The organism is Candidatus Omnitrophota bacterium, assembly GCA_023227985.1.
In the GTDB taxonomy this organism is placed as follows: Bacteria; Omnitrophota; Gorgyraeia; order Gygaellales; family Profunditerraquicolaceae; genus JALOCB01.
The window spans coordinates 1-23,364 of the sequence record JALOCB010000009.1 but is presented as its reverse complement, the minus strand read 5'-3'; the positions used below and the strand labels follow the sequence as shown (position 1 = coordinate 23,364).

Below are 23,364 nucleotides of genomic sequence, written 5' to 3'. Positions count from 1 at the left end.
TACGACATGTTCAAAAAAGTCCCGGGGACAAAAGACATCCTGCCTGATCAGACAGGTTTATGGCAAAAGATCGAAGGAACCAGCCGTAAAATCTTCGCTATTTACAACTATTCCGAAATCCGCACTCCTTTTATAGAAGAAACCGCGTTATTCAACCGTTCGCTTGGCGAATCCACTGAAATAGTCCAGAAGCAGATGTTCATCATTAAACGCGATGAGGATTCCTACGCCTTGCGCCCGGAAGGCACTGCCTCGATCGTCCGCGCCTATGTCGAGAACAGCCTGGATAAGACCAAAGGTTTTCTGAAATTATATTATATGGGCCCGATGTTCCGCGCGGAAAGGCCGCAAAAAGGAAGGCTGCGCCAGTTTAATCAGATCGGCTGCGAGGCGATAGGCAGTTACGGCCCGGATATAGATGTGGAAGTCATCGCTTTGGCCGACGCGCTGCTAAAGCGATACGGCGTAAAAGATTACACTATAGCTTTGAATACCCTTGGCTGCGCTCAGGATAAAAAGACGCTTAACGATCTTTTAAAAAACAAGCTGGAAGACAAGCTCGGCGGCCTTTGCGACGACTGTAAAGACAGGTATAGCCGGAATATTTTAAGGATATTGGACTGCAAGAACGAGGCCTGCCGCGATATTGTCAACCATTTGCAAATAGGCCGGGAGCATCTTTGCCCGGATTGTAAGGCTCATTTTGAATATGTAAAGCAGGGTCTGGACGTAATGAAAGTGGATTACAAGGTTATGCCTACTCTTGTCCGCGGACTGGATTATTATAACCGCACTGTTTTTGAGATCAAGCACAGCGGTTTGGGCCCGCAGCAGGACGCCTTGGGCGCGGGCGGCAGGTATGACGGCCTGGTAAAAGAATTAGGCGGGCCGGAGGCCGGGGCGATCGGATTTTCATTCGGTTTTGAGAGGCTGCTTTTGGCCCTGGAAAGTGCGGCTGCGCCTGACCAGGCGAAAGATATTCCGAAACTCGTATATGTAATACCTTTGGGTGAAGCCGCCAAGAAACAAAGCCTGGTAATCTTGTCCGGGTTGCGCGACAGCGCGGCTATAGTTTCAGACACCAGCGCCAATTACAGCGGGAATTCTTTGAAATCCGCTATGCGCAAGGCCGGCGACCTGGGTGCTGCTTTTGTGATAATTATCGGGGACGATGAGATCAGGGGAAATTGCGTGACCTTGAAGGATATGGCCAATAAAACACAGGAAAAGGTCCCTATGGCCGGACTGAAGGAAAAATTAGGAATAATCCAACAGAAAGAGAGCTGATGTTACGGACACATACTTGCGGGCAATTGAACGCCGCTGATGCGGGAAAAGAGGTAACGCTTTGCGGATGGGTCGCCACCCGCAGGGACCATGGAAAGCTTATTTTTATTGATATCCGCGACCGCGACGGGATAACCCAGGTGGTCTTCATACCTAAAGAATCCGGAGAGGCGCATAAAAAGGCCCAGGACCTGCGCGCGGAATTCGTGATCCGTATCACCGGCAAAGTGAATAAGCGGCCCGCTGGAATGATCAACGCTAAATTGCCCACCGGAGAGGTGGAACTTTTGGTCACGGGCCTGGAGATACTTAATCCCAGCCTGACCCCGCCTTTTGAGATAACCGACGAGCAGGAATTGACCGAGGAGATGCGGCTGAAATACCGTTACCTGGACCTGAGGCGACGGAAGGTGTTCAATAATTTTGTTATGCGCCATACGCTTTATAAGGCCGTCCGCGGTTTCCTTAATGAGCGCGGGTTCATTGAGTGCGAAACCCCTATACTGACTAAATCCACCCCGGAAGGCGCCAGGGATTATCTGGTCCCGTCTAGGCTTAATCCCGGCGAATTCTATGCGCTTCCCCAATCCCCGCAGCTTTTTAAGCAGATATTAATGGTTTCCGGGATAGAGAAATATTACCAGATCGCCAAGTGCTTCCGCGACGAAGACCTGCGCGCGGACCGTCAGCCGGAGTTCACCCAGCTGGATTTGGAAATGTCCTTCATCGATGAAGAGGACATTTATTCTGTTTTTGAATCGTTAATGGCCTTGATATTCAAAGAGATTAAAGGCGTTGAATTGAAGGTCCCGTTCCCCAGGATAAGCCATGCCGAGGCCCTGGCAAAATACCAATCGGATAAGCCGGACCTGCGCAAGGCATCCGGACAGGAATTCGCGTTCCTCTGGGTTACGGAATTCCCGCTTTTTAAATATAACGAGGAGGAAAAACGCTGGGAGTGCGAGCATCATCCGTTCACCAATGTGCATGCCGAGGATGTCCCCAAGCTGGAAGGCAATGATCTGAGCAATATACGTTCGCGCGCCTATGACCTGGTCCTCAACGGTATTGAGATCGGCTCCGGTTCTATCAGGATCCATGACCAGAAGCTGCAGCAGAAGATATTCTCGATTATCGGCATCAGCGAGGAAGAACAGGCAAAGCGTTTCGGTTTTCTTTTGGAGGCCTTTCAGTACGGCGCTCCTCCGCATGGCGGGTTTGCCTTCGGCATAGACCGGCTTTTATCGACTTTGGCCGGCGAAGCCAGCATCAGAGAGGTGATCGGCTTTCCCAAGACGCAAAAGGCGTTTTGCCCCCTGACCAGCGCCCCTTCGGGAGTGGATAAAAGGCAACTGGATGAGCTGGGCATCGCGATAAGGAAAACAAAGACTTGAGGTCAGGCTTTGGTCTGCATAAGGCTAAAATGTTAAAAGCTGGACGGATCCCGTTCTTTGTAATACTGTTGGCTTTATCCGGATGCGCGGTCAGGACTTATTCCGTTGTTAAAGAAAGGCCTGACCAGGATTTGAACAGCGGTAACCGCGGCTTGGTTGCGGCTAAAAATCCACCTGCGCCGGCTCCTGCGGGCCGCAAACCGACGCGGACCACTAAAGTGATCGAGGTGGAGCTTTATCCCATATTAAGGACTAATAAGAAACCGGCGGTTAAAATCGAACCCGGCCAGCCTGTTGACGCGGTTGAGCCCGTTCCGGCGGTTATCCCGGCCGATGAGCCTGCTATTACAGAACCGCAAAAATATACCGTTCAGCCGGGGGATACGCTGCAGAAGATCGCTTCTAAATTCTACGGGCGTTCCGCGAAATGGCCCCGGATCTACGAAGCGAACAGGAAAACGGTCAAAAGCCCGGATAATATAAAACCGGGCCAGGTCATAACTATACCTGTGGAATAAAGACAATGCCGGAAAAAAAGATCAGGATTGATACGCTGGCCGCGGCTCAGGGGCTTCTCGGCCCGTATGATGAGAATATAAAAATACTGGAAAAAGAGTTTCAGGTGAAACTGACCCTGCGCGGCGAAGACCTTAAGATAACCGGCGGGAGCAAGAATATAAACAGGGCGGTTGTTTTTATCGAGCGATTGCTGGCTAATGATGAACTTGGCGATAACCGGTTATCCGGATCAAGGATATATGAATTGATGAAAGAACCCAAGACCCCGAAATACGATTCCTTTGAGCCGGCCAGGGATAAATTCCGCCACTGCCCTCCGGGGAAGAAGGCGATCGGCCCCAGGACAAAAGGGCAGAAGGAGTATTTCGAGGCGATAAAAAAGAATGATATAGTCTTCGGTATCGGGCCAGCCGGGACAGGAAAGACCTACCTGGCCATGGCCTGCGCGGTTGAGTCGCTGCGCAACCAGGAGGTGCGCAGGATAATACTGACCCGGCCGGCGATCGAGGCGGGGGAATCCCTGGGTTTTCTGCCAGGGGATATGTATGAGAAGATATCGCCGTATCTTCGCCCGTTATACGACGCGATCTACGATATGATGGAGGCGGAGAAGATAGAAAAATACCTGGAGACCGGTATAATTGAAGTGGCGCCTCTGGCGTATATGCGGGGAAGGACCTTGAACGACGCCTTTATCATCCTGGACGAGGCCCAGAACGCCACTCCGGAACAACTGAAGATGTTTTTGACCCGGCTGGGATTCGATTCCAAGGCGGTGATCACCGGGGATATTACCCAGAGCGACCTGCCCGGAGGAAAGCCGACAGGGCTTCTTCAGGCGATGGAAACGCTGAAAGCGATCCAGGGGATCAAATTCATAAATTTCAGCGGAGAGGATGTGGTCAGGCATGAATTGGTGCAGAAGATAATCGAGGCTTATGAAAAGGCAAATCGCGATAGATAAGTTAAAATTTAATTCGCGCGTACCGCGGATCTCCGAGAAATTGCGCGGCTGGATCGTTTTTCTGGCCGGGTCCGCCGCGGCCCTGGTTTATTCTTTCTTCGCCGGCGTAAACCTGCTTGTGGCGATATTTTTGATCTGCCTGGTTGTTTATCTTAAGTTCATCTACCGCGACCTTAATTCCCGCCCATTTAATCTTTTTAATCTGTCACTGCTTTTCCTGATGATAACCTCATTGGGGTTCTTGATGATCAACCACGGATGGCCGTTGTTCTTTATCCCGTTCGCCGCGGCTCCGATGCTGGCCGCGATATTGTTCAACGAGCCGGTAATATCATTATTGCTGACTATCGCCCCGGTAATCGTTATCAACGCGGCTTCCGGCCAGGCGAACAGCCTGGGGGTGATCTTTTTCATAAGCGGTATAATTTCCAGCCTTCTGGTCCATGGCGTCCGTCGCCGGAACACCATTGTTATCGCCGGGTTCGTCGCCGGCTGTGTCCAGGCGGTTTTATTTCTTATGAGCAGGGATTTTAAATGGGCGTATTCCGAAGAAGCGCTGTTTTTCTTGCTCAACGGACTTGTCTGCGGGGTTATCGCGCAGGGTATACTCCCTGTCTTCGAATATCTTTTCGGGACGATCACCAATATAAAGCTCCTGGAACTGGCGGATTTCAACAGTCCTTTGCTTAACCGGTTGATGCTTGAGGCGCCCGGGACATATCATCACAGTCTGATAGTGGGCAATCTATCCGAGGCCGCCTGCAAGTCTGTGGGCGCGAATGCGCTTTTGGCCCGGATCGGCGCTTATTATCATGATATCGGCAAGCTGCAAAAGCCGGAATACTTTACCGAGAACCAGGGGCTGAAGATGAGCGCGCATGAGGCCCTGGCCCCGAACATGAGCAAGCTTTTGATAATGAACCATGTCAAGGAGGGGCTGGACCTGGCCCGGAAGTACCATCTTGCCCCGCAGCTTGAGAAATTCATCCAGCAGCATCACGGGACGAGCCTGGTGTATTTTTTCTACCGCAGGGCGCTGGAGAATTCCGATATGCCGGAGGAGGTCCACGAAGAAGGGTTTCGTTATCCCGGGCCGAAACCCAATACTAAAGAAACCGCGATAGTGCTGCTGGCAGATTCCGTGGAAGCGGCGACCCGGGCGGTGAAAGATCCGACCCCTTCCAAGATCGATGAGTTGGTGCATAAGATCATAAATAACAAGTTCATCGACGGCCAGCTCGATGAATGCGACCTTACCCTTAAAGACCTGGAGATCATCGCGACAGTGTTCATCCATATCTTGAGCGGAATATACCACACCCGTATAAATTATCCTGAGGCCGACGGTGCGGATATACATAAAAAACCTTCAAAAGAAAATACCAATCAATCCGAAAAAGATAAAAGGCATCGCCCGTAAGGTCGTATCCTCGGAAGGCAGATCCGTTCCGGCAGGGTCGGCCATTACCCTTTGCTTCGTGGATGACCGGATGATCCGCCGGCTTAACCGTAAATACCACTTTCGTGACGCGGCCACCGATGTCCTGGCGTTCGATCTAAGTGACGGCCGAAGGATGATCACGGACATAGTCATATCCACCGACACGGCGGTCCGCAACGCAAAGACCTTTAAAACCACTCCTTTGTATGAAAATCACCTGTATCTCGTTCACGGCCTGCTGCATATATTCGGTTATGACGACCATGACGCGAAAGGCAGGGGGATGATGCGCAGGAAAGAGGCGCATTATCTTAAGGAATCAGGGATAGGTTGACAATGGCGATATTAAAGACCGCGGCGATAGTCCTGAAGAAATACGACCTGCGCGAGACTTCGCTTTTGGTGAATTTTTTTACCCGGGACTACGGCAAGATATCCGGCGAGTTGAAGGGTATACGCAAGGACCCGCGGAAGTTCGCCAGTTCTCTGGAGTCTTTCTCGCATAATGAGATCATCTTCTACCATAAGCGCAATTCCTCCGTGCATCTGGTTAGCCAGGCCGACCTGGTGGATAATTTCCCCGGGATCCGCCGGGGGCTTCCCAAGATCGCCGCGGCCAGCCTTATCGTGGAACTGATAGACGGGATAATGGCGCAGGAGGATAAGAACGAGGAGATATTTGATCTGGCGATGACCGCGCTGGCGGAGTTGTCCGGATACACCGACCCGGAAAAGGTGATGACCATATTTAAGATCAAGGTGCTGTCTTCATCGGGATTCCGGCCGCATCTGGATTCCTGCGTCAGCTGTTTGGGGCGCGCGCCGGGCGCGGTTAAATTCAGCCTGGGGATGGGCGGGTTGCTTTGCCAGAAATGCAGCCCTAAGGACCTGAGGGCGCGGACGATCTTCCGCGGGACGATCGCCACTATAATGCATATCGAGAAGAATGATTTCAAGATCAACCTTAAACTGGGAATGAACCCCCAGATAAAAAAAGAGCTTAACCTGGTATTGAACGGGTTTTTGAATTTTCACCTCGGCAGGGAATTAAAGTCGCAGAAGGTGATCAATAAATTGGAGGCATAAATGAAGATAGCCGTAGTCGGCCCCGGGGCGATGGGGTGTTTATTGGCCGCGTTTTTAGCCAGGGCTAAATGCGAAGTCTGGATGCTGGATAAGGACAGCGCCCGCGCCGGAAGGATCAGCCAGTCGGGTGTCAGCGTCGAAGGCGTGTCCGGCAATTGGAGGGCGCAGGTCAGGGCCACCGCCGAGCCCAAGGATATCGGAAATGCCGATTTAATATTGATCTGCGTAAAATCTTATGATACGAAGTCCGCGATAACCGCGGCTAAGACATTGGCGGGCGAAGATACGGCTGTTTTGACTTTGCAGAACGGTATCGGCAACATCGAGTTGATCAGCGAAGTGGTCGGGCCGGAAAAGGTGATCGGCGGAATAACCAATATGGGCGCGACCCTGTTGGATACCGGCAGGATCCGGCACGCCGGTAAAGGCGAGACGGTATTGGGCAGGATAGACGGCAAGATACCGGTGGAGATCCGCTCGATCCGAGAGGTGTTCAACCGGGCGGGGCTGGAAACCCGGATATCCCGGGATATCAAAGGTTCTATTTGGTCGAAATTGCTGATCAACGCCGGGATAAACCCGCTTACCGCGATAACCCGCCTGAATAACGGCCGGCTCCTTGATTTTGAAGGGACCAGAAAGATTATTTCCCTGGCGGTAAGCGAGGGGACGAAGGTGGCCAAAAGGAAGCGGATCAAGCTGATATACGACGATCCCCTGGCCAAGGTGGAGGCGGTTTGCCAGGCCACCGCCGGGAATATCTCATCGATGCTTCAGGACGTATTGAATAAAAAGCCCACGGAGATAGATTTCATCAACGGGGTGATCGTCCGGCAGGCCCAGGAGCTGGGAATCCCTGCCCCGGTAAACGCGTTGTTGTTCGACCTGGTAAAGACAATTGAATCAAGCTATCATCTTGGCGCCGGGGGACGCGGGCGTAAGAAATAGTCGGCAAGGGAGGGAGCATGGCTAAGACCGTTTTGATCATCGACGATAATAAATTCGGCCGTGATATAGTGAAGATGACCCTGGAAGGAGCCGGATTCACCGTTCTGGCAGCCGGTGAGGGGAATGAGGGTCTGGAGATGCTTCAAAAAAATCAGGTTGATCTGGTGCTCTTGGACTTGATCCTTCCCGGCCTTGACGGTTTCGGCGTCCTGGGACTGATCAAATCCGACCCTAAGACCCAAGATATCCCGGTGTTTGTTTTGACCGGGCGTGATTCGCAGGATGAATATGACGAGGCCATACGCCTGGGCGCCAAGGAATGTTTCATAAAATACAGGATGCCGCATGTGGAACTGGTAAAGGTGGTCAAACAGTTCCTAAAATAACAACCGGGAAGTTTTATGGCTATGTTTAAGAATTATTTTATCGCAGGCGTTATCCTGGCGGTTTTTTTGATGACCGGCTGCGGCCGGCCTATGCACCGCGATAAGCAGGTGCTGATGGGATCGTTTGTCGAGGTCGTCTCTGCGGATCCCCGGGCAGCGGGGATAGTCTTTGCCGAGATACGCAGGATCGAGGATATTTTCACTAAATTCGACGAAGACAGCGAACTTAGCCGTTTGAATAGGAACGGCGAGGCCCAGGTCAGCCCGGAGCTGTTTTATTTATTGAAAAGGGCGAAGGATTTTTGGCTGGCCTCTAACGGCGCTTTCGACGTCACCGTGGCGCCTTTGGCGGACCTTTGGGGCTTTACCAAACGCGATTACCGTATCCCCGCTGACGATCGGATCAAGCAAACGCTGGAGGCGGTCGGTTCGAATAAAATTGTTTTCCTTGAAACGAATAATGTGGTAAAATTTACCGTTTCCGGAATGAAAATAGACCTGGGCGCCATTGTCCCCGGTTATGCGGTCGATTGCGCGGTGAGTAAATTGAAAGAAGCCGGGATCTCCAGTTGTCTGATCAATTGCGGCGGAGAGGTTTACGGTCTGGGGGACAGGGCGGGCAGGAAATGGAGCGTGGGCATAAGGTCTGCGTTCGGAAAAAACATAGGCAAAAAGCTGGAATTGAAAGACAGGGCAGTGGCCACCAGCGGCGATTACGAGCAATATTTCAATAAGGGAAAGCGCCATTACAGCCACCTTATTGATCCGAGGACTGGATATCCGGCGGATTCAAGGATATCATCGGTGACCGTGGCCGCTCCTGATTGCCTGACCGCTGACGCGCTCTCTACCTCGGTTTTTATAATGGGTAAAGAAAAAGGCGAGGAAATGGCTGGAAGGTTCCCCGGTGTTGAGATCGTGGTGATCCAGAAGACGAACGGACAAGAATAATGCAGATGTTCATATATTTCTCCCAGTTGATAGGCAAGGAAGTCGTCGATATGAACGGCGGTTTAGTCGGTAATTTGTACGATATTACCGTTAATTACGCGGGTATATATCCTCAATCTTCCGGGCTTATCGTCCGCAAAGGGTTTCCCAACCGCAAATACGCCTTGATCAAATGGAGCGACGTTGAATTATTCGATGAAAGCGGCATCCGGGTCAAAGTGGACGCGCCTTCGGTGAATTTCGCCGATGCCCGCGATAATAAGCAGGAATTGGCCCTGCGCAGGGATATTTTGGATCAGCAGGTTGTGGATACGTATAATCACAAGGTCATCAGGGTCAACGATATACATTTGTTGTCGGTTGAGCATTCCGTGGTGATCGCGCATGTGGATATAGGCCTGCGCGGCATAATGCGCAGGTTAGGGGCAGAGAAATTCGTTGATTTCCTGGTCCGGACATTTAATAAGGATTCGGCTTATTTGAAAGACGAGCATCTGATCCCCTGTAAATACATCCAGCCGTTGAATATCAACCCGGCAAGCATGACCATAAAGATAGATGTGCCGCAGAGACAGATCAGCAGCATACCCGCGGCGGATATGGGAGAGATATTCCTGGAGCTTACCCTGAAACAGCAGGTCGCGCTTTTTAAATCCCTGGACCTTAATTCCCGGGTCAAGACTTTTGTCAACATAGATTTCAAGAACCAGGAATCGCTTATTGAGGAGTTAACCAGGGGGGAAGTGGCCGAGATATTAAGCAATATCCCGTCTGATGATGCCACGGATTTTCTGGAGAAACTGCCCAAAAAACAGGCCGAGGATATCCTTAGCGGCATGGAAAGCGTCCGTTCAAAAAAGTTATCCCAGCTTCTGGGGTATTCCAGTGATTCCGCGGGCGGTTTAATGACCGCTGATTATATGGCTTTTACCAAAGGGACCCGGGTGGACGCGGTAATAAAACAGATCAAAGAACGTTTTTTTAAGGTTGAGCCGATACAGTATGTCTGTATCCTGGACGAGGGTAATCGTTTTATCGGGGCGACCAGCTTTCGCCGCCTGATCCTGGCCGACCTCAGCGACCCGATAGAGAAAACGGCTTTCCCGAAAACTTATTTTGTCCACCTGGATTCCAGTCTCAAGGAAGTCGCGTATCTTATGGAGAAATACAAGTATAACGCTATCGCGGTAGTGGATGATAATAACGTGATCCAGGGGATCATTACCGTCGATGATATATTGAGTCAGCTGATCGCTATCGCCTGGCGCAGGCTCAAGCACATAAAAACAAGGCCGGTGCAATGATTGAGAGGATCAAAAATACCTGGAGGGGGGTTTTCCTTTTCCTCGCGGTAATGGGGCCGGGGATGATCACCGCCAGCGTGGATAATGACGCCGGCGGTATAACCACTTATTCGGTGGCCGGGGCGCATTTCGGTTATTCCATGCTCTGGTCTTTTATCCCCATTATAATCGCGTTGATCGTAGTGCAGGAGATGTGCGCGCGCATGGCTATAGCCACGGGAAAAGGGCTGTCCGACCTTATCCGGGAACAATTTGGGGTAAAATGCACGGTCTATTCCATGTTGGTGCTTATTTACGCCAACCTTTTTACCACGATCTCCGAATTTGCCGGCATAGCCGCCAGCGCCGATTTGTTAGGGATCAGTAAATTCATCCTTGTGCCGGTAAGCGCCCTGGCGGTCTGGTTGTTGATCGTAAGGTGGGATTATAAGATCGTGGAAAAAGTATTCCTGTTCTTTTGTCTTTTTTATGTCGCTTATATCTTCGCCGCGTTTCAGACCAAGCCGGACTGGAGCCATATTTTTAAAGAGGCGATCGCGCCGAAGATAGCCTGGAGCAAGGAGTATATCCTGCTTTTGGTGGGCGTGGTCGGGACTACGATAACCCCCTGGATGCAGTTCTACCAGCAGGCTTCGGTCGTGGAAAAAGGCGTTAAGCCTACCGAGTATAAATATGCCCGGATCGACGTTATTACCGGGGCGTTCGTGGTGAACATTGTGGCGGTATTCATTATTATAGTTTGCGCGAATACCCTGTTCCAGAACGGGGTGCGCATTGACACAGCTAAGGACGCAGCGCTGGCGTTGAGGCCTCTGGCGGGGAATTACAGTTTTTATCTTTTCGCGCTGGGATTGTTAAACGCTTCTTTGTTCGCCGCTTCGATCGTGCCTCTGTCCACGGCTTATTCGGTATGCGAGGGGTTGGGTTGGGAGGTGGGCGTGAATAAAAAATTTTCCGAGGCTCCGCAATTTTACACGCTTTATACCGCCACTATCGTTATTGCGGCCGGACTGGTTCTTTTGCCCAGGGTTAAACTTGTTCCGGTTATGCTCGGCGCTCAGGTGAATAACGGCATCCTGCTGCCGTTCGTGTTGATCCTTATGATGAGGATGGCCAATAACAAAAGGCTTATGGGTAAATATGTTAATTCAAAGGCGCAAAATTTTATCGCTGTATCTACGATAGTGCTGTTGATCGGTTTATCTGTCTTCTTGCTGATATCGTATTTTTTTGGCAACAAGTGATCCAAGACCCGGTCTTGGATCATATTGCGGAATAACAAGTTGCAAGACCGGGTCTTGAATCGAAAGGTGAAGAGAAATGAAAATTACGGTAAAAGATATCCTTGCGGCAAAAGGTAAGCGCAAACTGACTATGCTTACCGCTTATGATTACCCTATGGCTTATCTGGTGGACAAGGCCGGGATAGATATGGTACTGGTAGGCGATTCCCTGGCCAACGTGGTCTTGGGCTTGAAATCCACCACCGAGGTGGGAATGGACGTTATGATCCATCACGCCAAGGCGGTTAGCCGCGGGGTGACGAATTCCCTGATCATCGGAGATATGCCGTATGAATCGTATCAAACCAATCCCGATGACTGCGTGAAGAACGCCGCCAGGTTTATTGAGGAAGCCGGATGCGCTGCGGTAAAGCTGGAATGGTTCGATAAATGCCTTGAGGTTACCGAGAAGATAATCAAGGCCGGCATCCCGGTTATGGGCCATATCGGGCTTACCCCGCAGACCGCGGATAAGATCGGCGGTTTTAAAGTCCAGGCCAAGGACGCCGAGCACGCCAAGCTCCTGATAGAACAGGCGCTGGCCTTGGAGAAATTAGGCTGTTTTTCTCTGCTTCTGGAATGTATCCCTGATAGGATCGCCCAGGTGATCACCGAGAGATTAAAGGTCCCGACTATCAGTTGCGGGGCCGGGGTTTATTGCGACGGCCAGGTCCTGGTGATCAACGATATGCTCGGGCTTTTTGACCGGTATACCCCGAAATTTGTGAAGAAATACATAAATCTGTCTCCGCTTATCCTGCGGGCGATAGAGGAATATAAAAAAGAAGTGACAAGCGGAGATTTTCCGGATAAAGAACACAGCTTTACCATAAAGGAAGAAGAGCTTAAGAAACTGAAAGACGGTATTTAAGGGTTTTGCGGATTTGAAAAAAATATAGGATTTTTCGGGATTTGTGCTAAAATAACAATCTCTAATCTTCCCTGAACAAAAAAACAATATGGCAGACTTAATGGATAAAATAGTGTCTTTATGCAAACGCCGGGGATTTATTTTTCCGGGCTCCGATATTTACGGCGGCCTGGCGAATTCCTGGGACTACGGCCCGTACGGCGTGGAGCTGAAGAATAACATCAAAAAGGCCTGGTGGAAAGCCAATGTCTATATGCGCAACGATATATATGGCATGGACGCGGCGATCATAATGCATCCCAAGACCTGGGTGGCCTCGGGACATGTGGAGAACTTTTTCGACCTTAAGGCGGATTGCAAAGGCTGCAAGAAGCGCTTTAAAGTGGCGGATCTTAAAGATCCTAAAAAGTGCCCGGAATGCGGCGGGGAATTGACCGAGGCCAGGCAATTCAACCTAATGTTCAAGACACATACCGGACCGATCGAAGACGCCTCCAGCGTCGCTTATTTGCGGCCGGAGACGGCGCAGGGGATGTTCGTAAATTTCGCAAATATCCAGGATTCGCGCCACCCCAAGCTTCCTTTCGGCCTGGCGCAGATCGGCAAATCATTCCGCAACGAGATAACCCCCGGCAATTTCACTTTCCGCACCCGCGAGTTCGAGCAGATGGAGATCGAATATTTCTGCCGGCCGGAAGATTCGGATAAGGTTTATGAGGAGTGGGTGGAATCGCGCAAGAAATGGTATCTGGACCTGGGGATGAAACCGGAGAATATCCATTTCCGCAAACATGAAAAAGACGAGCTCGCCCATTACGCCAAGGCCTGCACTGACGTGGAATATAACTTTCCCTGGGGCTGGTCTGAGCTGGAAGGTATAGCTAACCGCACGGATTTCGACCTGAAGCAGCATGCCGGGTACAGCGGCAAGGACCTGCGTTATTTTGACGAAGTTAAAAAGGAGAGGTTCTTTCCTTATATAATCGAGCCTTCAGGCGGGGTTGACCGCTGTTTACTGGCTTTCCTGGTGGACGCTTATTCGGAGGAAACGGTCAAGGATGATATCCGGGTATGCCTGAAATTAAATAAGGACCTGGCCCCGAACAAGGTGGCGGTGCTGCCGCTTTTAAAGAACCGCCCGGAGATCGTGGGGATGGCCAAACAACTGGCCGCTGACTTGAAGAAACAGGTGGTTACGGTTTATGATGACACGGCGAATATCGGCAAGTTATACCGCCGGCAGGATGAGGTGGGAACACTTTATTGCGTAACAGTCGACGTGCAGAGCCTGGAAGACAAACAGGTCACTGTGCGCGAGCGGGACACAATGCAACAGGAGCGTATCGGCATCGACAGGGTAAAAGAATATCTGATCAACAAAATAATATAAACGAAGCCCGTCGGGCTATAAACCGTCGGGCCTAACAATTGGAAGGAGCGGTACGAGAAATGGCGGCAAAAGCAAAGAAATACGTGTACAGTTTCGGCGGCGGCAAAGCGGACGGCAATGAATCAATGAAGAATCTCCTGGGCGGCAAAGGCGCCAACCTGGCGGAAATGGCCGGTCACAAAGATCTTAAACTCCCGGTCCCGCCGGGATTTACCCTTACAACCGATGTCTGCACTTATTTCTACGAGAACAAAAAGAAATATCCTAAGACCCTGGAAAAGGATGTGGAGACAGCCTTGGCAAAGGTAGAGAAGCTGATGGGCCGCAAATTCGGCGACGCCGCGAGCCCGCTTCTGGTGTCCGTGCGCTCGGGCGCGCGTAAATCCATGCCCGGGATGATGGAAACGGTCTTGAACGTAGGCACGACCGAAAAGACTATTCCCGGCCTGATCAAGCAGGCAGGCGGCAATGCCAGGTTCGTTTATGACGCGTACCGCCGTTTGATCATGATGTATTCGGACGTGGTCATGGAAAAGGCCGCCGGCATTGAGCCGGCTGAGGATATGGGCATCCGTAAGCAGCTGGAACGGTTAATGGGCAAAATGAAGGAAGAAAAAGGTTATTCCAGCGATACCGACCTGAATACCGATGATCTCAAGGTGCTTTGCGGCCAATTCAAAGCCAAGATCAAGGAAGTCCTGGGCAAGGAATTCCCGGATGAGCCGAGAAAACAGCTTTGGGGCGGGATCGGCGCGGTATTCTCTTCATGGAACGGCAAGCGGGCTATTTCTTACCGCAGGATTGAAGGCATCCCGGATGAGTGGGGGACAGCGGTCAATGTCCAGACCATGGTTTTCGGCAACCTGGGCAATGATTCAGCTACCGGCGTGGCGTTTTCGCGCAACCCGGGAAACGGCGAGAACGGTTTTTACGGCGAATACCTGATCAACGCCCAGGGCGAAGATGTGGTAGCCGGTATCCGCACGCCTTCCCCGATCAATCAGTATTCGCAGTCAGAGCATAACAAAGGCTTAACTACCCTGGAACAGGGTATGCCGGTTATATATAAGGAACTGGTGGGTTTCCGCAATCGCCTGGAAAAACATTACCACGATATGCAGGATATCGAGTTTACCATTGAAAAAGGCCGCCTGTTCATGCTGCAGTGCCGCGTGGGAAAACGCAACGGCCCTGCCGCTGTAAGAATGGCCGTGGATATGGCTAAGGAAAAACTCTGCACTAAGGCGGAAGCGGTAATGAGGGTTACTCCCGGTCAGTTGGACGAGCTTTTGCACCCGGTCATTGATCCCAAGGCCGAGATGATCAGCAAGGTCCTGACCAAAGGTCTTCCCGCGGGTCCGGGCGGGGCCAACGGCCAGATAGTTTTCACCGCTAATGACGCGGTGGAATGGAAGAAGCAGAACAAGAAAGTCATCTTGGTCCGCGAAGAGACGAATCCCGAGGACGTTGAAGGTATGCGCGCCGCCGAGGCGATTTTGACCGCCCGCGGCGGGATGACCTCGCACGCGGCGTTAGTCGCCCGCGGCTGGGGAAAATGCTGTATCGTAGGATGCGGCAACCTGCATGTTAACCTGGACAAGAAAGAAATAACCGTTGACGGAAAGATCCTCAAGGAAGGCGATTGGATCACCTTAAACGGCACTAAAGGAAATGTTTACGCCGGGCAACTGCAGATGATGGACGCATCCTCGGAAAATAAACTGCTTAACGATTTCTTAAGCATGTGCAACAGTTTCCGCAAGCTGGGTATCCGTACCAATGCCGATACCCCGGCTGACGCCCAGAACGCCAGGCAGTTCGGCGCCGAAGGCATAGGCCTGTTCCGCACCGAGCATATGTTCTACGGAAAAGGCTCGGATGCGCCGTTATTCATCCTGCGCAAGATGATAGTCTCCAAGACAGTGGAAGAGAGGCGCAAGGCGCTCGATGAATTGTTCCCCTATGTGAAGAAAGACATCAAAGCCACTATAGCGGCGATGGATGGTTTCCCTGTGGTTATCCGTTTGCTGGATCCTCCGCTGCACGAGTTCGTTCCCCGGGAGCAGTCCAAGCTGGAACAATTGGCTAAGGACTTGAATATCTCTATGGAAGAGCTTTCCAAAAGAGCCGAGGGCCTGCATGAATCCAACCCGATGATGGGGCACCGCGGCGTGCGCCTGGGGGTCACTTATCCCGAGGTCAGCGCTATGCAGATCAGGGCTATTTTAGAATCTGCCGCGGAATTGGTAAAGGAAGGGAAGAAACCTTATCCTGAAATAATGATCCCGGTGGTTTGCGATAAAAAAGAACTGGAAGACCAACTGGCGATAGCCAAAAAGATCTATGCGGATGTCCTGGCCAAGTATGGCCTGAAGCAGATCAAGCATCTTTTCGGGACAATGATCGAGATACCGCGCGCGGCCCTGGTCGCCGATAAGCTGGCTGAGGTTGCGGCGTTCTTCTCGTTCGGAACCAACGACCTGACCCAGATGAGCTTCGGGTTCTCCCGCGACGATATCGGAGGGTTTGTTCCGGAGTATATCAATAAAGGCATATTGCAGGATGATCCGTTCCAGACAGTGGACCAGACCGGTGTCGGCGAACTGATAAAGATCGCTATCGAAAGAGGCAGGAAGACCAATAAAAAACTTGAGGTCGGTATCTGCGGCGAGCACGGCGGAGACCCGCGTTCCGTTGAGTTCTGTCATAAGGTCGGGATGAATTACGTGAGCTGTTCACCGTTCAGGGTCCCGATAGCTAATCTTGCCGCGGCACAGGCAGCGTTGAAGGATAAGAAGAAGAAATAATAGAAGCCGTCGATAATCGATAGTCTATAGTCAATAGTTTTTAGTAATAGAGTTGACTATAGGCTATCAGTTACCGATTATAGACCAATAAGACCGAGGCCCAATGGAAGCTCTCAAAACTTACTTGAAGGAAGTTCGCATTATCCCTTTGCTTAACGCTGAACAGGAAATTGAGTTAAGCAAGCGAATATTGAGCAAGAAAGGCGATGAGCAGGCGCGCAAGCTGATGATCCGTTCGAACCTGCGCCTGGTTATAAATATCGCCAAGAGGTACATCCATCTGGGGATCCCGCTTTTGGACCTCATTGAAGAAGGCAACCTGGGATTGATGAAAGCGGTGGACAAGTTCAATTACAAAAGAGGATACCGTTTTTCCACGTACGGGGCATGGTGGATACGGCAGGGGATAATCCGGGCGATCGCCCAGCAGGGCAAAATGGTCAGGCTTCCGGTATATGTCAATGAGATGCTGACTAAATGGAAGAAGACAAGGGATATTTTGACCCAGAAATTAAAGCGTCCCGCTACCGATGAAGAGATCGCCAAAAAGCTCCGGATATCGCGGGACAAGATCGAGGATATAAATCTTTGGCTTACCACCAAGACCTCTTCTTTGGAAGCGCCGATCGGCGATGACGATGAGAATCAGGTTTCCGACCTGGTGGAGAACCAGACTGTGGAGGCGCCCGACGCGGCGATCGAGAAGGTTTTCGACAAAGAGCGCATGGATAACCTGCTGGAAAAGATGTCCGAGCGGGAAAGGGAAATACTGGACCTGCGTTTTGGCATGGCTGACGGCAGGTGCCGCACGCTCGCCGAGGTGGCCGATAAGATGGGGGTTTCCCGGGAACGGATCCGTCAGATAGAAGAAGAGGCCCTGAAGAAATTAAAAAAATTCGTCAAAGAACAGGAAACGAATTAGCAGCGCCAGTATTTCGCTGCCGGGGGAATAAACCGGTATCTTCAACTTAAAGGAATGTCTTATGCCTGCGACTAAAAAAGATCTGAAATTGCTTGAGCGATCCATCAGGAGCATCCCGGGGTTTCCCAAGCCCGGGATCATCTTCCGCGACGTAACCACTTTATTCAAGAACGCGCAGGCTTTGAAAAAAGCTGCCGACATCATCGCAAGGGAATGTAAGAATAAAAAGGTCGATAAGGTCGTGGCTGTGGAGGCCAGGGGATTTGTTCTGGGCGCGATAATAGCTTACAAGATCGGCGCGGGCCTTGTGCTGGTGCGCAAGAAAGGCAAACTGCCCTGTAAAACCATCTCCGCCAGTTACGAGTTGGAATACGGGACAGATACCCTGTATATGCATTCTGATGCGCTTTTGCCGGGCGAGAAAGTTATGATCGTAGACGATCTTTTGGCTACCGGAGGCACGGTTAGCGCGGTGGTCAAGCTGGTAAATAAACTTAAATCCAGGATAATGGGCATATCTTTCCTGATCGAGCTGGTAGACCTGAAAGGGCGGGCCAAGCTCGCCGGCTACCCGGTCAGCTCTTTGGTTAAATTTGAAGGCGAATGAATCTATAATCTATAGTCGATAGTCTATAGACAGACATAATGGCGTTTAAGTTCGAAGATCTGAAAATTTGGCAGGAATCTGTTAAATTCGCCGGTGAGGTATATAAGCTAACAAAGAAATACCCAAAAGCCGAACAATTTGGATTAGTAGGTCAATTGAATCGCGCCGCAGTATCTTTAAGCTTGAATATAGCAGAAGGCGTGGGCAGAAATTCCGATGTTGAATTGGCAAGGTATCTGCAGATCGCAATAGGTTCATTAAACGAAGCAGTAACAATCTTGCACATTAGTCTGGAACAGAAGTATATAGATAAGTCTGAATTCGATTCTTTCTATATCCGTTGCGAAGAACTTTCTAAAATGTTGCATGGTTTTAAGAAATATTTGAAATCTTGAATTTGCGTGGGATTATAGACTATAGATTATTGATTATCGATTAATTGCGCCTGTAGCTCATATGGATAGAGCAGCAGTTTCCTAAACTGCTTGTGGCAAGTTCGATCCTTGCCAGGCGCACTTGATTATATTGCGTGCGAGGGGTCTATGGCCTATAATCGATAGTCAATAGACCTTGGGTAAAAGAAGTTCGATCATAGACTATTGATTATCGACTATTAACTAATTTGCTTGCGAAGGGTCTATAACCTATAATCTATAGCTAATAGACCTTGGGGAAAAGAAGTTTGATTATAGACTATTGATTATTGACTATCGATTAATTATGTATAACCTACATAGTCACTCTTTACTAAGCGACGGGGAATTGCTCCCTTCCGAGGTAGCGGTGCGCTACCGGGACAAAGGGTACAAGGTTATCGCCATAACCGACCACGTTGATTACAGCAATATCGAATCCGTGGTTTTTTCCATTTTGGAATTTGCGGCCAAATGGCCGAAAGACACGGGGATCAAGGTCCTTTCCGGGGTTGAGCTGACGCATCTGCCTTTAACCCAGTTTGCGCCTTTATCCCGGTACGCCAGGAAGCAGGGGATTGATATAATCGTCGGCCATGGCCAGACCCCGGCTGAACCGGTAATACTCGGGACCAACCGCGCAGCCCTGGAGGCGGATATAGACGTCCTGGCACACCCCGGGTATATTTCCGACGATGACGCGAAGCTCGCGGCAAAAAGAAAAATATTCCTGGAAGTCACCAGCCGTAAAAGCCACGGAGTTTCCAACAGTCATGTGGTCAAACAGGCGTTGAAATGGAAGGCCCGATTGATCCTGGATCATGACAGCCATAGCCCGGAAGACATTATCACGCCGCCGCAATTGCGCCGGGTGGGGGCCAAAGCCGGGTTAAAACCAGGGCAGATCATTAAGATATATAAGGATGTGGAGAAATTTTTACGGACTAAATAAAAAAGGGGTTGGCATGAATAAAGTGATAGCGGTGATCGTGCTTATTCTCGCTGGCGTGTTATCCGGGTGCCAGACATTTTCTTCAGGCAATTCCGCTAATGAAAGTTTCATTGAGCCGGCTGCCCGTTTTAAATTTTCCGATATCCCGGTGCCCTCAGGTTTTAAGAGCCTTCCGCAGGAATCGTATTCGTTTGATAACGGAGGCGTGCGCGTGGCGGTGTTGAAATACCAGGGCAAGGCTGACCCCGATCAGATGGTTGCCTTCTATAAAGAGCAGATGAAGATGAACCAATGGGAGATGATCAATGTCACGGAATTCGGCCAGCGCATGTTGAATTTTAATAATGAGAGCGAGGCCTGTATTATTTCTTTATTGCCCAAAGGCCGGTTGATCACCCTGGTTATTTCAGTGGGGCCGAGGGCTGAGCGCCCGGGCGTTAAAAAATCCAAAGAAGCACTCAAGTAATCCGCAGTAACTCTTTTATCCGCAATTACTTAAGCGCGGCAATCCAAAAAATACTTGACAAATTAACACTTGTATGTTCTAATAAAAAAAAGGTTATACCACTGGAGATGATTTCAATCTGAGCGGGAAAGGGGGGAAGATTAAAATAAGCCTGAAATCAGCCAAAATCCGGTGATATACTATATAGCAATAATCTAGGAAAACAAGTTTACCCTAGTTGAATATATCCAATTTTTCTTAAAAGGAGGCAGTTCAAATGAGTAAAAAAATATTAGTTTTGGCCCTCGCGTTTGTGGTCGGCATCACTGTCGCCGCATTCGCAGAAGTCCAGAATGTCAAGATCGGCGGAGATATCACCACCGTCTGGGTTGATCGCCAGAACCTGGATTTTCAAAAAGCCAGCAATTCTATCAGCGATTTCGCCACGATTACCCGGGTGAAGATCGAAGCTAATCTTACTGACAACGTTGACGCTACGGTCAGGCTCTTGAATGAGAGACTCTGGTCAAGCACTAACGAAAATACGTCAGGTGGCTCTGTTAACTCTGATAGCGACATAACTATTGACGAAGCGTACGTAACCTTGAAGGATTTCTTGAAGGATACTACGAACGTTCCTCTGACATTAAAAGTCGGCCGTCAGAATGTCAGGATAGGCTCCGGTTTGTTGATCGGCGATCCTGATACCAATCAGAATGTTTCCACTACCAGCGGTTTGAATGTTGCCGGTTTAAGGGACCTGAGCGCCCGCAAGTCGTTTGACGCGATCGTGGGTGTTTTGGATTACGATCCTTTGACGGTTACTGCCGGTTATATCAAGGGCAGCATCGGCACTGATGTTAATGCTATGAAAGATGACGTTAACGCGTATGTGATCAACGCCGCTTATGACACAGGCGTAAAGGATACCATCGCGGAAGCGACCTATCTGTTATATCGTCAGAGAGAGACCAAGGCCAATGTCGCGAATTACGGCATAAGGCTCACTTCTACGCCGATCGAGAACCTGAGCCTGGAAGGCGAATTTGTATTCCAGGATTCGGAAACCGCTAAAGCGGATAAAAAACGCCAGCAGGGAAGCGATAGCGCCATCAGTTTATGCGCCAGCTATTTGTTCGAGGATGTGGTTTGGAAGCCGAAGCTGGGTATGGATTATGGCCGCTTATCCGGACAGTGGAACCCGTTGTTTGAGGATCTGACGCCTGCGGAATTGGCGAACTTGATCTTCCCCAACACGAATGTCAGCGTTATTGGTGGAAGCCTTTTAGCCAAACCCAAGGATGATGTTACCCTGAAACTGCGGTATGCTAATTTCCAGGTAGTTGAAAAGTATTATGACACTGAAACCTGGGCCAGCCCTGGTACCGGCGCCACATATACCATGACTGATAAGAAAGACTTAGGCGACGAAATCGACCTGGGCGTAGTTTATGACTATACTGAAGATGTTCAGTTGGGTCTGACCTATGCGATGTTTATGCCGGGCGATGCATTCAGCTCGGTCAATGAAGAGACTGCCACCAGCGTCATCGGTTCGATGAGGGTTGCATTCTAAGTCATTGCCGCAAACAGTGAAATAAACAGCCCCTGGGAGAGCGATCTCCCAGGGGTTTTTAATTAACCCGTTTTCATAAATACCGCCATATGCTTTATCTTGCCTTTATTTACCACATGCACCAGCCGTATTACAAGAACCTGCTGACCGATCAGGCTGACCTGCCCTGGGTCCGTTTGCACGGGACCAAGGATTACCTGGATATGGTCAGCATGCTTAAGGATTTTCCGCTTATACGCCAGACCATAAATGTCGTCCCGTCTTTATTCGAGCAGGTTGAGGATTATACCAACGGCCTGGTAAAAGACAAGTTTCTGGAGCTTTCCTATAAGCCGGCGCAGGAGCTTAACGGCCAGGACAAAGGTTTTATCCTGAACAATTTTTTTATGATCAACCGCGATAAGGTGATCGCCACGCATCCGCGTTATTACGAGCTATACCTTAATAAGAAGGCTAATCGGTTGTTCAATACTCAGGATTATTTGGACCTGCAGGTCTGGTTCAACCTTGCCTGGATCGATCCGTGTTTCCGCCAGGATATCCCGGAGTTGCGGCAGGTTGCCGAAAAGGCCAGGTTTTTTACCGAGGAAGACAAGCGGATCGTCCTGGAAAAGCAGATCGATATCCTGGAAGCGATCCTGCCCGCGTATAAGGATTCTATGGCGCAGGGGCAGATCGAGGTGGTTTTAAGCCCGTATTACCATCCGATACTTCCGCTATTGTGCAATACCCGGATCGCCAAAGAGGCTAACCCCAAAAGCACTGTGCCGGGGGTTAATTTTTCTTTTCCAGAGGACGCCAGGCTGCAGATCGACAGCGCGGTAAAATTCTATAAGGATAAATTCGGCCGGGCTCCCATAGGGATGTGGCCTTCGGAGATGGCGGTTTCCGAGCATATACTCCCGTTCATTATCCAGTCCGGCATTAAGTGGATACTGGCGGATGAGGCCATATTGTTCAAATCGTTGAAGAAAAAGAAGAGGGATACCCGCGCGCTATACCAGCCGTATTCCTTAGACCGCAAGGACGGCAGCCTGAACATTGTTTTTCGCGACCGCAACCTTTCCGACTTGATCGGTTTCACCTACGCCAACTGGAAGGCGGCTGACGCGGTCGAGGATTTTATGAAACACCTTGAGAACACCGCCGAGGCTTTTAAGGGAAAAGACGTGCTGGTGACCGTGGCAATGGACGGGGAGAACGCCTGGGAGTATTTCGCTAATGACGGGCACGATTTCTTAGAGCTGTTATATCGGCGTTTGAGCGAAGCAAAATTCCTGAAGACCACTACGGTCAATGAATACCTGAACAGCCACTCAACCGTCAAAAAGATCGAGCGCCTGGCCGCCGGCTCGTGGATCTACGGCGAGTTCTCCAAATGGATAAATAATCCTTATAAGAACAAGGCCTGGGAATGCCTGGCCCTGGCCAGGCAAGAGATGGAGCGCTGCAAATCCGAAGGCAAGGCTTTGACCGATATGGCAATAAAACAGATGCAGATCCTGGAAGGCAGCGATTGGTTCTGGTGGGCAGGGGAGGATTATCCGGGTTATTTTGACCGCTTATTCCGTATGCATCTGGCTAATTTATACAGCCTTTTGGACAAAGAAATCCCGGAATATCTCAGCAGGCCGATTGTCCCGTAAGGCGTTAAAATACCGCATTTTCTGTGATTATCGCACAGCTACAACCGCTTGACAGGCAAGATGTTTTATGCTATATTTAGATAATTATGGAAAAAAAAGATATTTACGAGCATCTTGCTAAAATATACCTGGACAACTCGGCGGTAAAGAAAAAAAAGCAGAAGTCTGATAC

At 50.2% G+C, this 23,364-nt stretch carries 22 protein-coding genes and 1 tRNA gene; all 23 read left to right on the top strand.

The features are described from left to right. Positions 1-6 precede the first annotated feature (6 nt). Positions 7-1,287: a histidine--tRNA ligase gene (gene hisS, locus M0R35_03200; GenBank protein MCK9594666.1), complete on the top strand. Its 1,281-nt coding sequence runs from the start codon at positions 7-9 to the stop codon at positions 1,285-1,287. Next, positions 1,287-2,681 carry an aspartate--tRNA ligase gene (gene aspS / locus M0R35_03195; protein ID MCK9594665.1) on the top strand — a complete coding sequence of 465 codons (1,395 nt, stop codon included), beginning with the start codon at positions 1,287-1,289 and terminating at the stop codon, positions 2,679-2,681. Before hisS ends, aspS begins: the two co-directional genes overlap by 1 nt. Before the next feature lie 29 nt (positions 2,682-2,710). Beyond that, positions 2,711-3,199 (top strand): LysM peptidoglycan-binding domain-containing protein, encoded by a 489-nt coding sequence (locus tag M0R35_03190; GenBank protein ID MCK9594664.1) that lies wholly within the window; start codon positions 2,711-2,713, stop codon positions 3,197-3,199. A gap of 5 nt (positions 3,200-3,204) precedes the next feature. Continuing rightward, entirely contained in the window at positions 3,205-4,164 is a 960-nt protein-coding gene (locus M0R35_03185; GenBank protein ID MCK9594663.1) for a PhoH family protein, read from the top strand. Beyond that, the gene (locus tag M0R35_03180) at positions 4,139-5,584 is read left to right on the top strand and encodes an HDIG domain-containing protein (protein ID MCK9594662.1); all 1,446 of its coding nucleotides are present in this window, start codon (positions 4,139-4,141) and stop codon (positions 5,582-5,584) included. Before M0R35_03185 ends, M0R35_03180 begins: the two co-directional genes overlap by 26 nt. Beyond that, positions 5,511-5,939 carry an rRNA maturation RNase YbeY gene (gene ybeY / locus M0R35_03175; GenBank protein MCK9594661.1) on the top strand — a complete coding sequence of 143 codons (429 nt, stop codon included), beginning with the start codon at positions 5,511-5,513 and terminating at the stop codon, positions 5,937-5,939. The genes M0R35_03180 and ybeY overlap by 74 nt, the downstream gene beginning before the upstream one ends. A 2-nt stretch (positions 5,940-5,941) precedes the next feature. Further along, positions 5,942-6,691 (top strand): DNA repair protein RecO, encoded by a 750-nt coding sequence (recO, locus tag M0R35_03170; protein ID MCK9594660.1) that lies wholly within the window; start codon positions 5,942-5,944, stop codon positions 6,689-6,691. Further along, complete coding sequence (locus tag M0R35_03165) at positions 6,692-7,639, top strand: 2-dehydropantoate 2-reductase (GenBank protein ID MCK9594659.1); 948 nt, start codon at positions 6,692-6,694, stop codon at positions 7,637-7,639. Between the two features lie 17 nt (positions 7,640-7,656). Then, positions 7,657-8,025, top strand: coding sequence for a response regulator (locus M0R35_03160; protein MCK9594658.1), 369 nt, complete (start codon positions 7,657-7,659; stop codon positions 8,023-8,025). Between the two features lie 15 nt (positions 8,026-8,040). Continuing rightward, positions 8,041-8,976 carry an FAD:protein FMN transferase gene (locus tag M0R35_03155; protein MCK9594657.1) on the top strand — a complete coding sequence of 312 codons (936 nt, stop codon included), beginning with the start codon at positions 8,041-8,043 and terminating at the stop codon, positions 8,974-8,976. Then, on the top strand, positions 8,976-10,280 hold the full coding sequence (locus M0R35_03150; protein MCK9594656.1) for a CBS domain-containing protein: 1,305 nt from the start codon (positions 8,976-8,978) through the stop codon (positions 10,278-10,280). The genes M0R35_03155 and M0R35_03150 overlap by 1 nt, the downstream gene beginning before the upstream one ends. Beyond that, complete coding sequence (locus M0R35_03145) at positions 10,277-11,524, top strand: Nramp family divalent metal transporter (GenBank protein MCK9594655.1); 1,248 nt, start codon at positions 10,277-10,279, stop codon at positions 11,522-11,524. Before M0R35_03150 ends, M0R35_03145 begins: the two co-directional genes overlap by 4 nt. A gap of 76 nt (positions 11,525-11,600) precedes the next feature. Continuing rightward, entirely contained in the window at positions 11,601-12,434 is an 834-nt protein-coding gene (panB, locus tag M0R35_03140) for a 3-methyl-2-oxobutanoate hydroxymethyltransferase (GenBank protein ID MCK9594654.1), read from the top strand. A 100-nt stretch (positions 12,435-12,534) separates the two neighbouring features. Further along, positions 12,535-13,824 (top strand): glycine--tRNA ligase, encoded by a 1,290-nt coding sequence (locus M0R35_03135; protein ID MCK9594653.1) that lies wholly within the window; start codon positions 12,535-12,537, stop codon positions 13,822-13,824. A 59-nt stretch (positions 13,825-13,883) separates the two neighbouring features. Then, positions 13,884-16,631, top strand: a complete 2,748-nt coding sequence (gene ppdK, locus M0R35_03130) for a pyruvate, phosphate dikinase (GenBank protein MCK9594652.1) — start codon at positions 13,884-13,886, stop codon at positions 16,629-16,631. Positions 16,632-16,734: 103 nt separating this feature from the next. Next, the gene (locus tag M0R35_03125; protein MCK9594651.1) at positions 16,735-17,553 is read left to right on the top strand and encodes an RNA polymerase sigma factor RpoD/SigA; all 819 of its coding nucleotides are present in this window, start codon (positions 16,735-16,737) and stop codon (positions 17,551-17,553) included. A gap of 61 nt (positions 17,554-17,614) precedes the next feature. After that, positions 17,615-18,160 (top strand): adenine phosphoribosyltransferase, encoded by a 546-nt coding sequence (locus tag M0R35_03120; GenBank protein MCK9594650.1) that lies wholly within the window; start codon positions 17,615-17,617, stop codon positions 18,158-18,160. A gap of 38 nt (positions 18,161-18,198) precedes the next feature. Next, entirely contained in the window at positions 18,199-18,555 is a 357-nt protein-coding gene (locus tag M0R35_03115) for a four helix bundle protein (GenBank protein MCK9594649.1), read from the top strand. 46 nt (positions 18,556-18,601) lie between these two features. Next, a tRNA-Arg gene (locus tag M0R35_03110) sits at positions 18,602-18,675 on the top strand. 205 nt (positions 18,676-18,880) lie between these two features. Then, positions 18,881-19,525, top strand: coding sequence for a histidinol phosphate phosphatase domain-containing protein (locus M0R35_03105; protein MCK9594648.1), 645 nt, complete (start codon positions 18,881-18,883; stop codon positions 19,523-19,525). A 13-nt stretch (positions 19,526-19,538) separates the two neighbouring features. After that, positions 19,539-19,991, top strand: coding sequence for a hypothetical protein (locus M0R35_03100; GenBank protein MCK9594647.1), 453 nt, complete (start codon positions 19,539-19,541; stop codon positions 19,989-19,991). 256 nt (positions 19,992-20,247) lie between these two features. After that, complete coding sequence (locus M0R35_03095) at positions 20,248-21,546, top strand: alginate export family protein (protein ID MCK9594646.1); 1,299 nt, start codon at positions 20,248-20,250, stop codon at positions 21,544-21,546. An 89-nt stretch (positions 21,547-21,635) separates the two neighbouring features. Then, positions 21,636-23,192 (top strand): glycoside hydrolase family 57 protein, encoded by a 1,557-nt coding sequence (locus M0R35_03090; GenBank protein MCK9594645.1) that lies wholly within the window; start codon positions 21,636-21,638, stop codon positions 23,190-23,192. Positions 23,193-23,364 lie beyond the last annotated feature (172 nt).

Bases quoted from the DNA above. Each gene is read 5' to 3' on its own strand.
- M0R35_03100 (MCK9594647.1), top strand. From the start codon at position 19,539: ATGAATAAAGTGATAGCGGTGATCGTGCTTATTCTCGCTGGCGTGTTA.
- M0R35_03185 (MCK9594663.1), top strand. From the start codon at position 3,205: ATGCCGGAAAAAAAGATCAGGATTGATACGCTGGCCGCGGCTCAGGGG.
- M0R35_03135 (MCK9594653.1), top strand. From the start codon at position 12,535: ATGGATAAAATAGTGTCTTTATGCAAACGCCGGGGATTTATTTTTCCG.
- M0R35_03155 (MCK9594657.1), top strand. From the start codon at position 8,041: ATGGCTATGTTTAAGAATTATTTTATCGCAGGCGTTATCCTGGCGGTT.
- aspS (MCK9594665.1), top strand. From the start codon at position 1,287: ATGTTACGGACACATACTTGCGGGCAATTGAACGCCGCTGATGCGGGA.
- M0R35_03125 (MCK9594651.1), top strand. From the start codon at position 16,735: ATGGAAGCTCTCAAAACTTACTTGAAGGAAGTTCGCATTATCCCTTTG.
- hisS (MCK9594666.1), top strand. From the start codon at position 7: ATGTTCAAAAAAGTCCCGGGGACAAAAGACATCCTGCCTGATCAGACA.
- M0R35_03090 (MCK9594645.1), top strand. From the start codon at position 21,636: ATGCTTTATCTTGCCTTTATTTACCACATGCACCAGCCGTATTACAAG.
- M0R35_03115 (MCK9594649.1), top strand. From the start codon at position 18,199: ATGGCGTTTAAGTTCGAAGATCTGAAAATTTGGCAGGAATCTGTTAAA.
- recO (MCK9594660.1), top strand. From the start codon at position 5,942: ATGGCGATATTAAAGACCGCGGCGATAGTCCTGAAGAAATACGACCTG.
- M0R35_03160 (MCK9594658.1), top strand. From the start codon at position 7,657: ATGGCTAAGACCGTTTTGATCATCGACGATAATAAATTCGGCCGTGAT.
- ppdK (MCK9594652.1), top strand. From the start codon at position 13,884: ATGGCGGCAAAAGCAAAGAAATACGTGTACAGTTTCGGCGGCGGCAAA.
- M0R35_03165 (MCK9594659.1), top strand. From the start codon at position 6,692: ATGAAGATAGCCGTAGTCGGCCCCGGGGCGATGGGGTGTTTATTGGCC.
- M0R35_03105 (MCK9594648.1), top strand. From the start codon at position 18,881: ATGTATAACCTACATAGTCACTCTTTACTAAGCGACGGGGAATTGCTC.
- M0R35_03190 (MCK9594664.1), top strand. From the start codon at position 2,711: ATGTTAAAAGCTGGACGGATCCCGTTCTTTGTAATACTGTTGGCTTTA.
- M0R35_03095 (MCK9594646.1), top strand. From the start codon at position 20,248: ATGAGTAAAAAAATATTAGTTTTGGCCCTCGCGTTTGTGGTCGGCATC.
- M0R35_03150 (MCK9594656.1), top strand. From the start codon at position 8,976: ATGCAGATGTTCATATATTTCTCCCAGTTGATAGGCAAGGAAGTCGTC.
- M0R35_03120 (MCK9594650.1), top strand. From the start codon at position 17,615: ATGCCTGCGACTAAAAAAGATCTGAAATTGCTTGAGCGATCCATCAGG.
- M0R35_03145 (MCK9594655.1), top strand. From the start codon at position 10,277: ATGATTGAGAGGATCAAAAATACCTGGAGGGGGGTTTTCCTTTTCCTC.
- panB (MCK9594654.1), top strand. From the start codon at position 11,601: ATGAAAATTACGGTAAAAGATATCCTTGCGGCAAAAGGTAAGCGCAAA.
- M0R35_03180 (MCK9594662.1), top strand. From the start codon at position 4,139: ATGAAAAGGCAAATCGCGATAGATAAGTTAAAATTTAATTCGCGCGTA.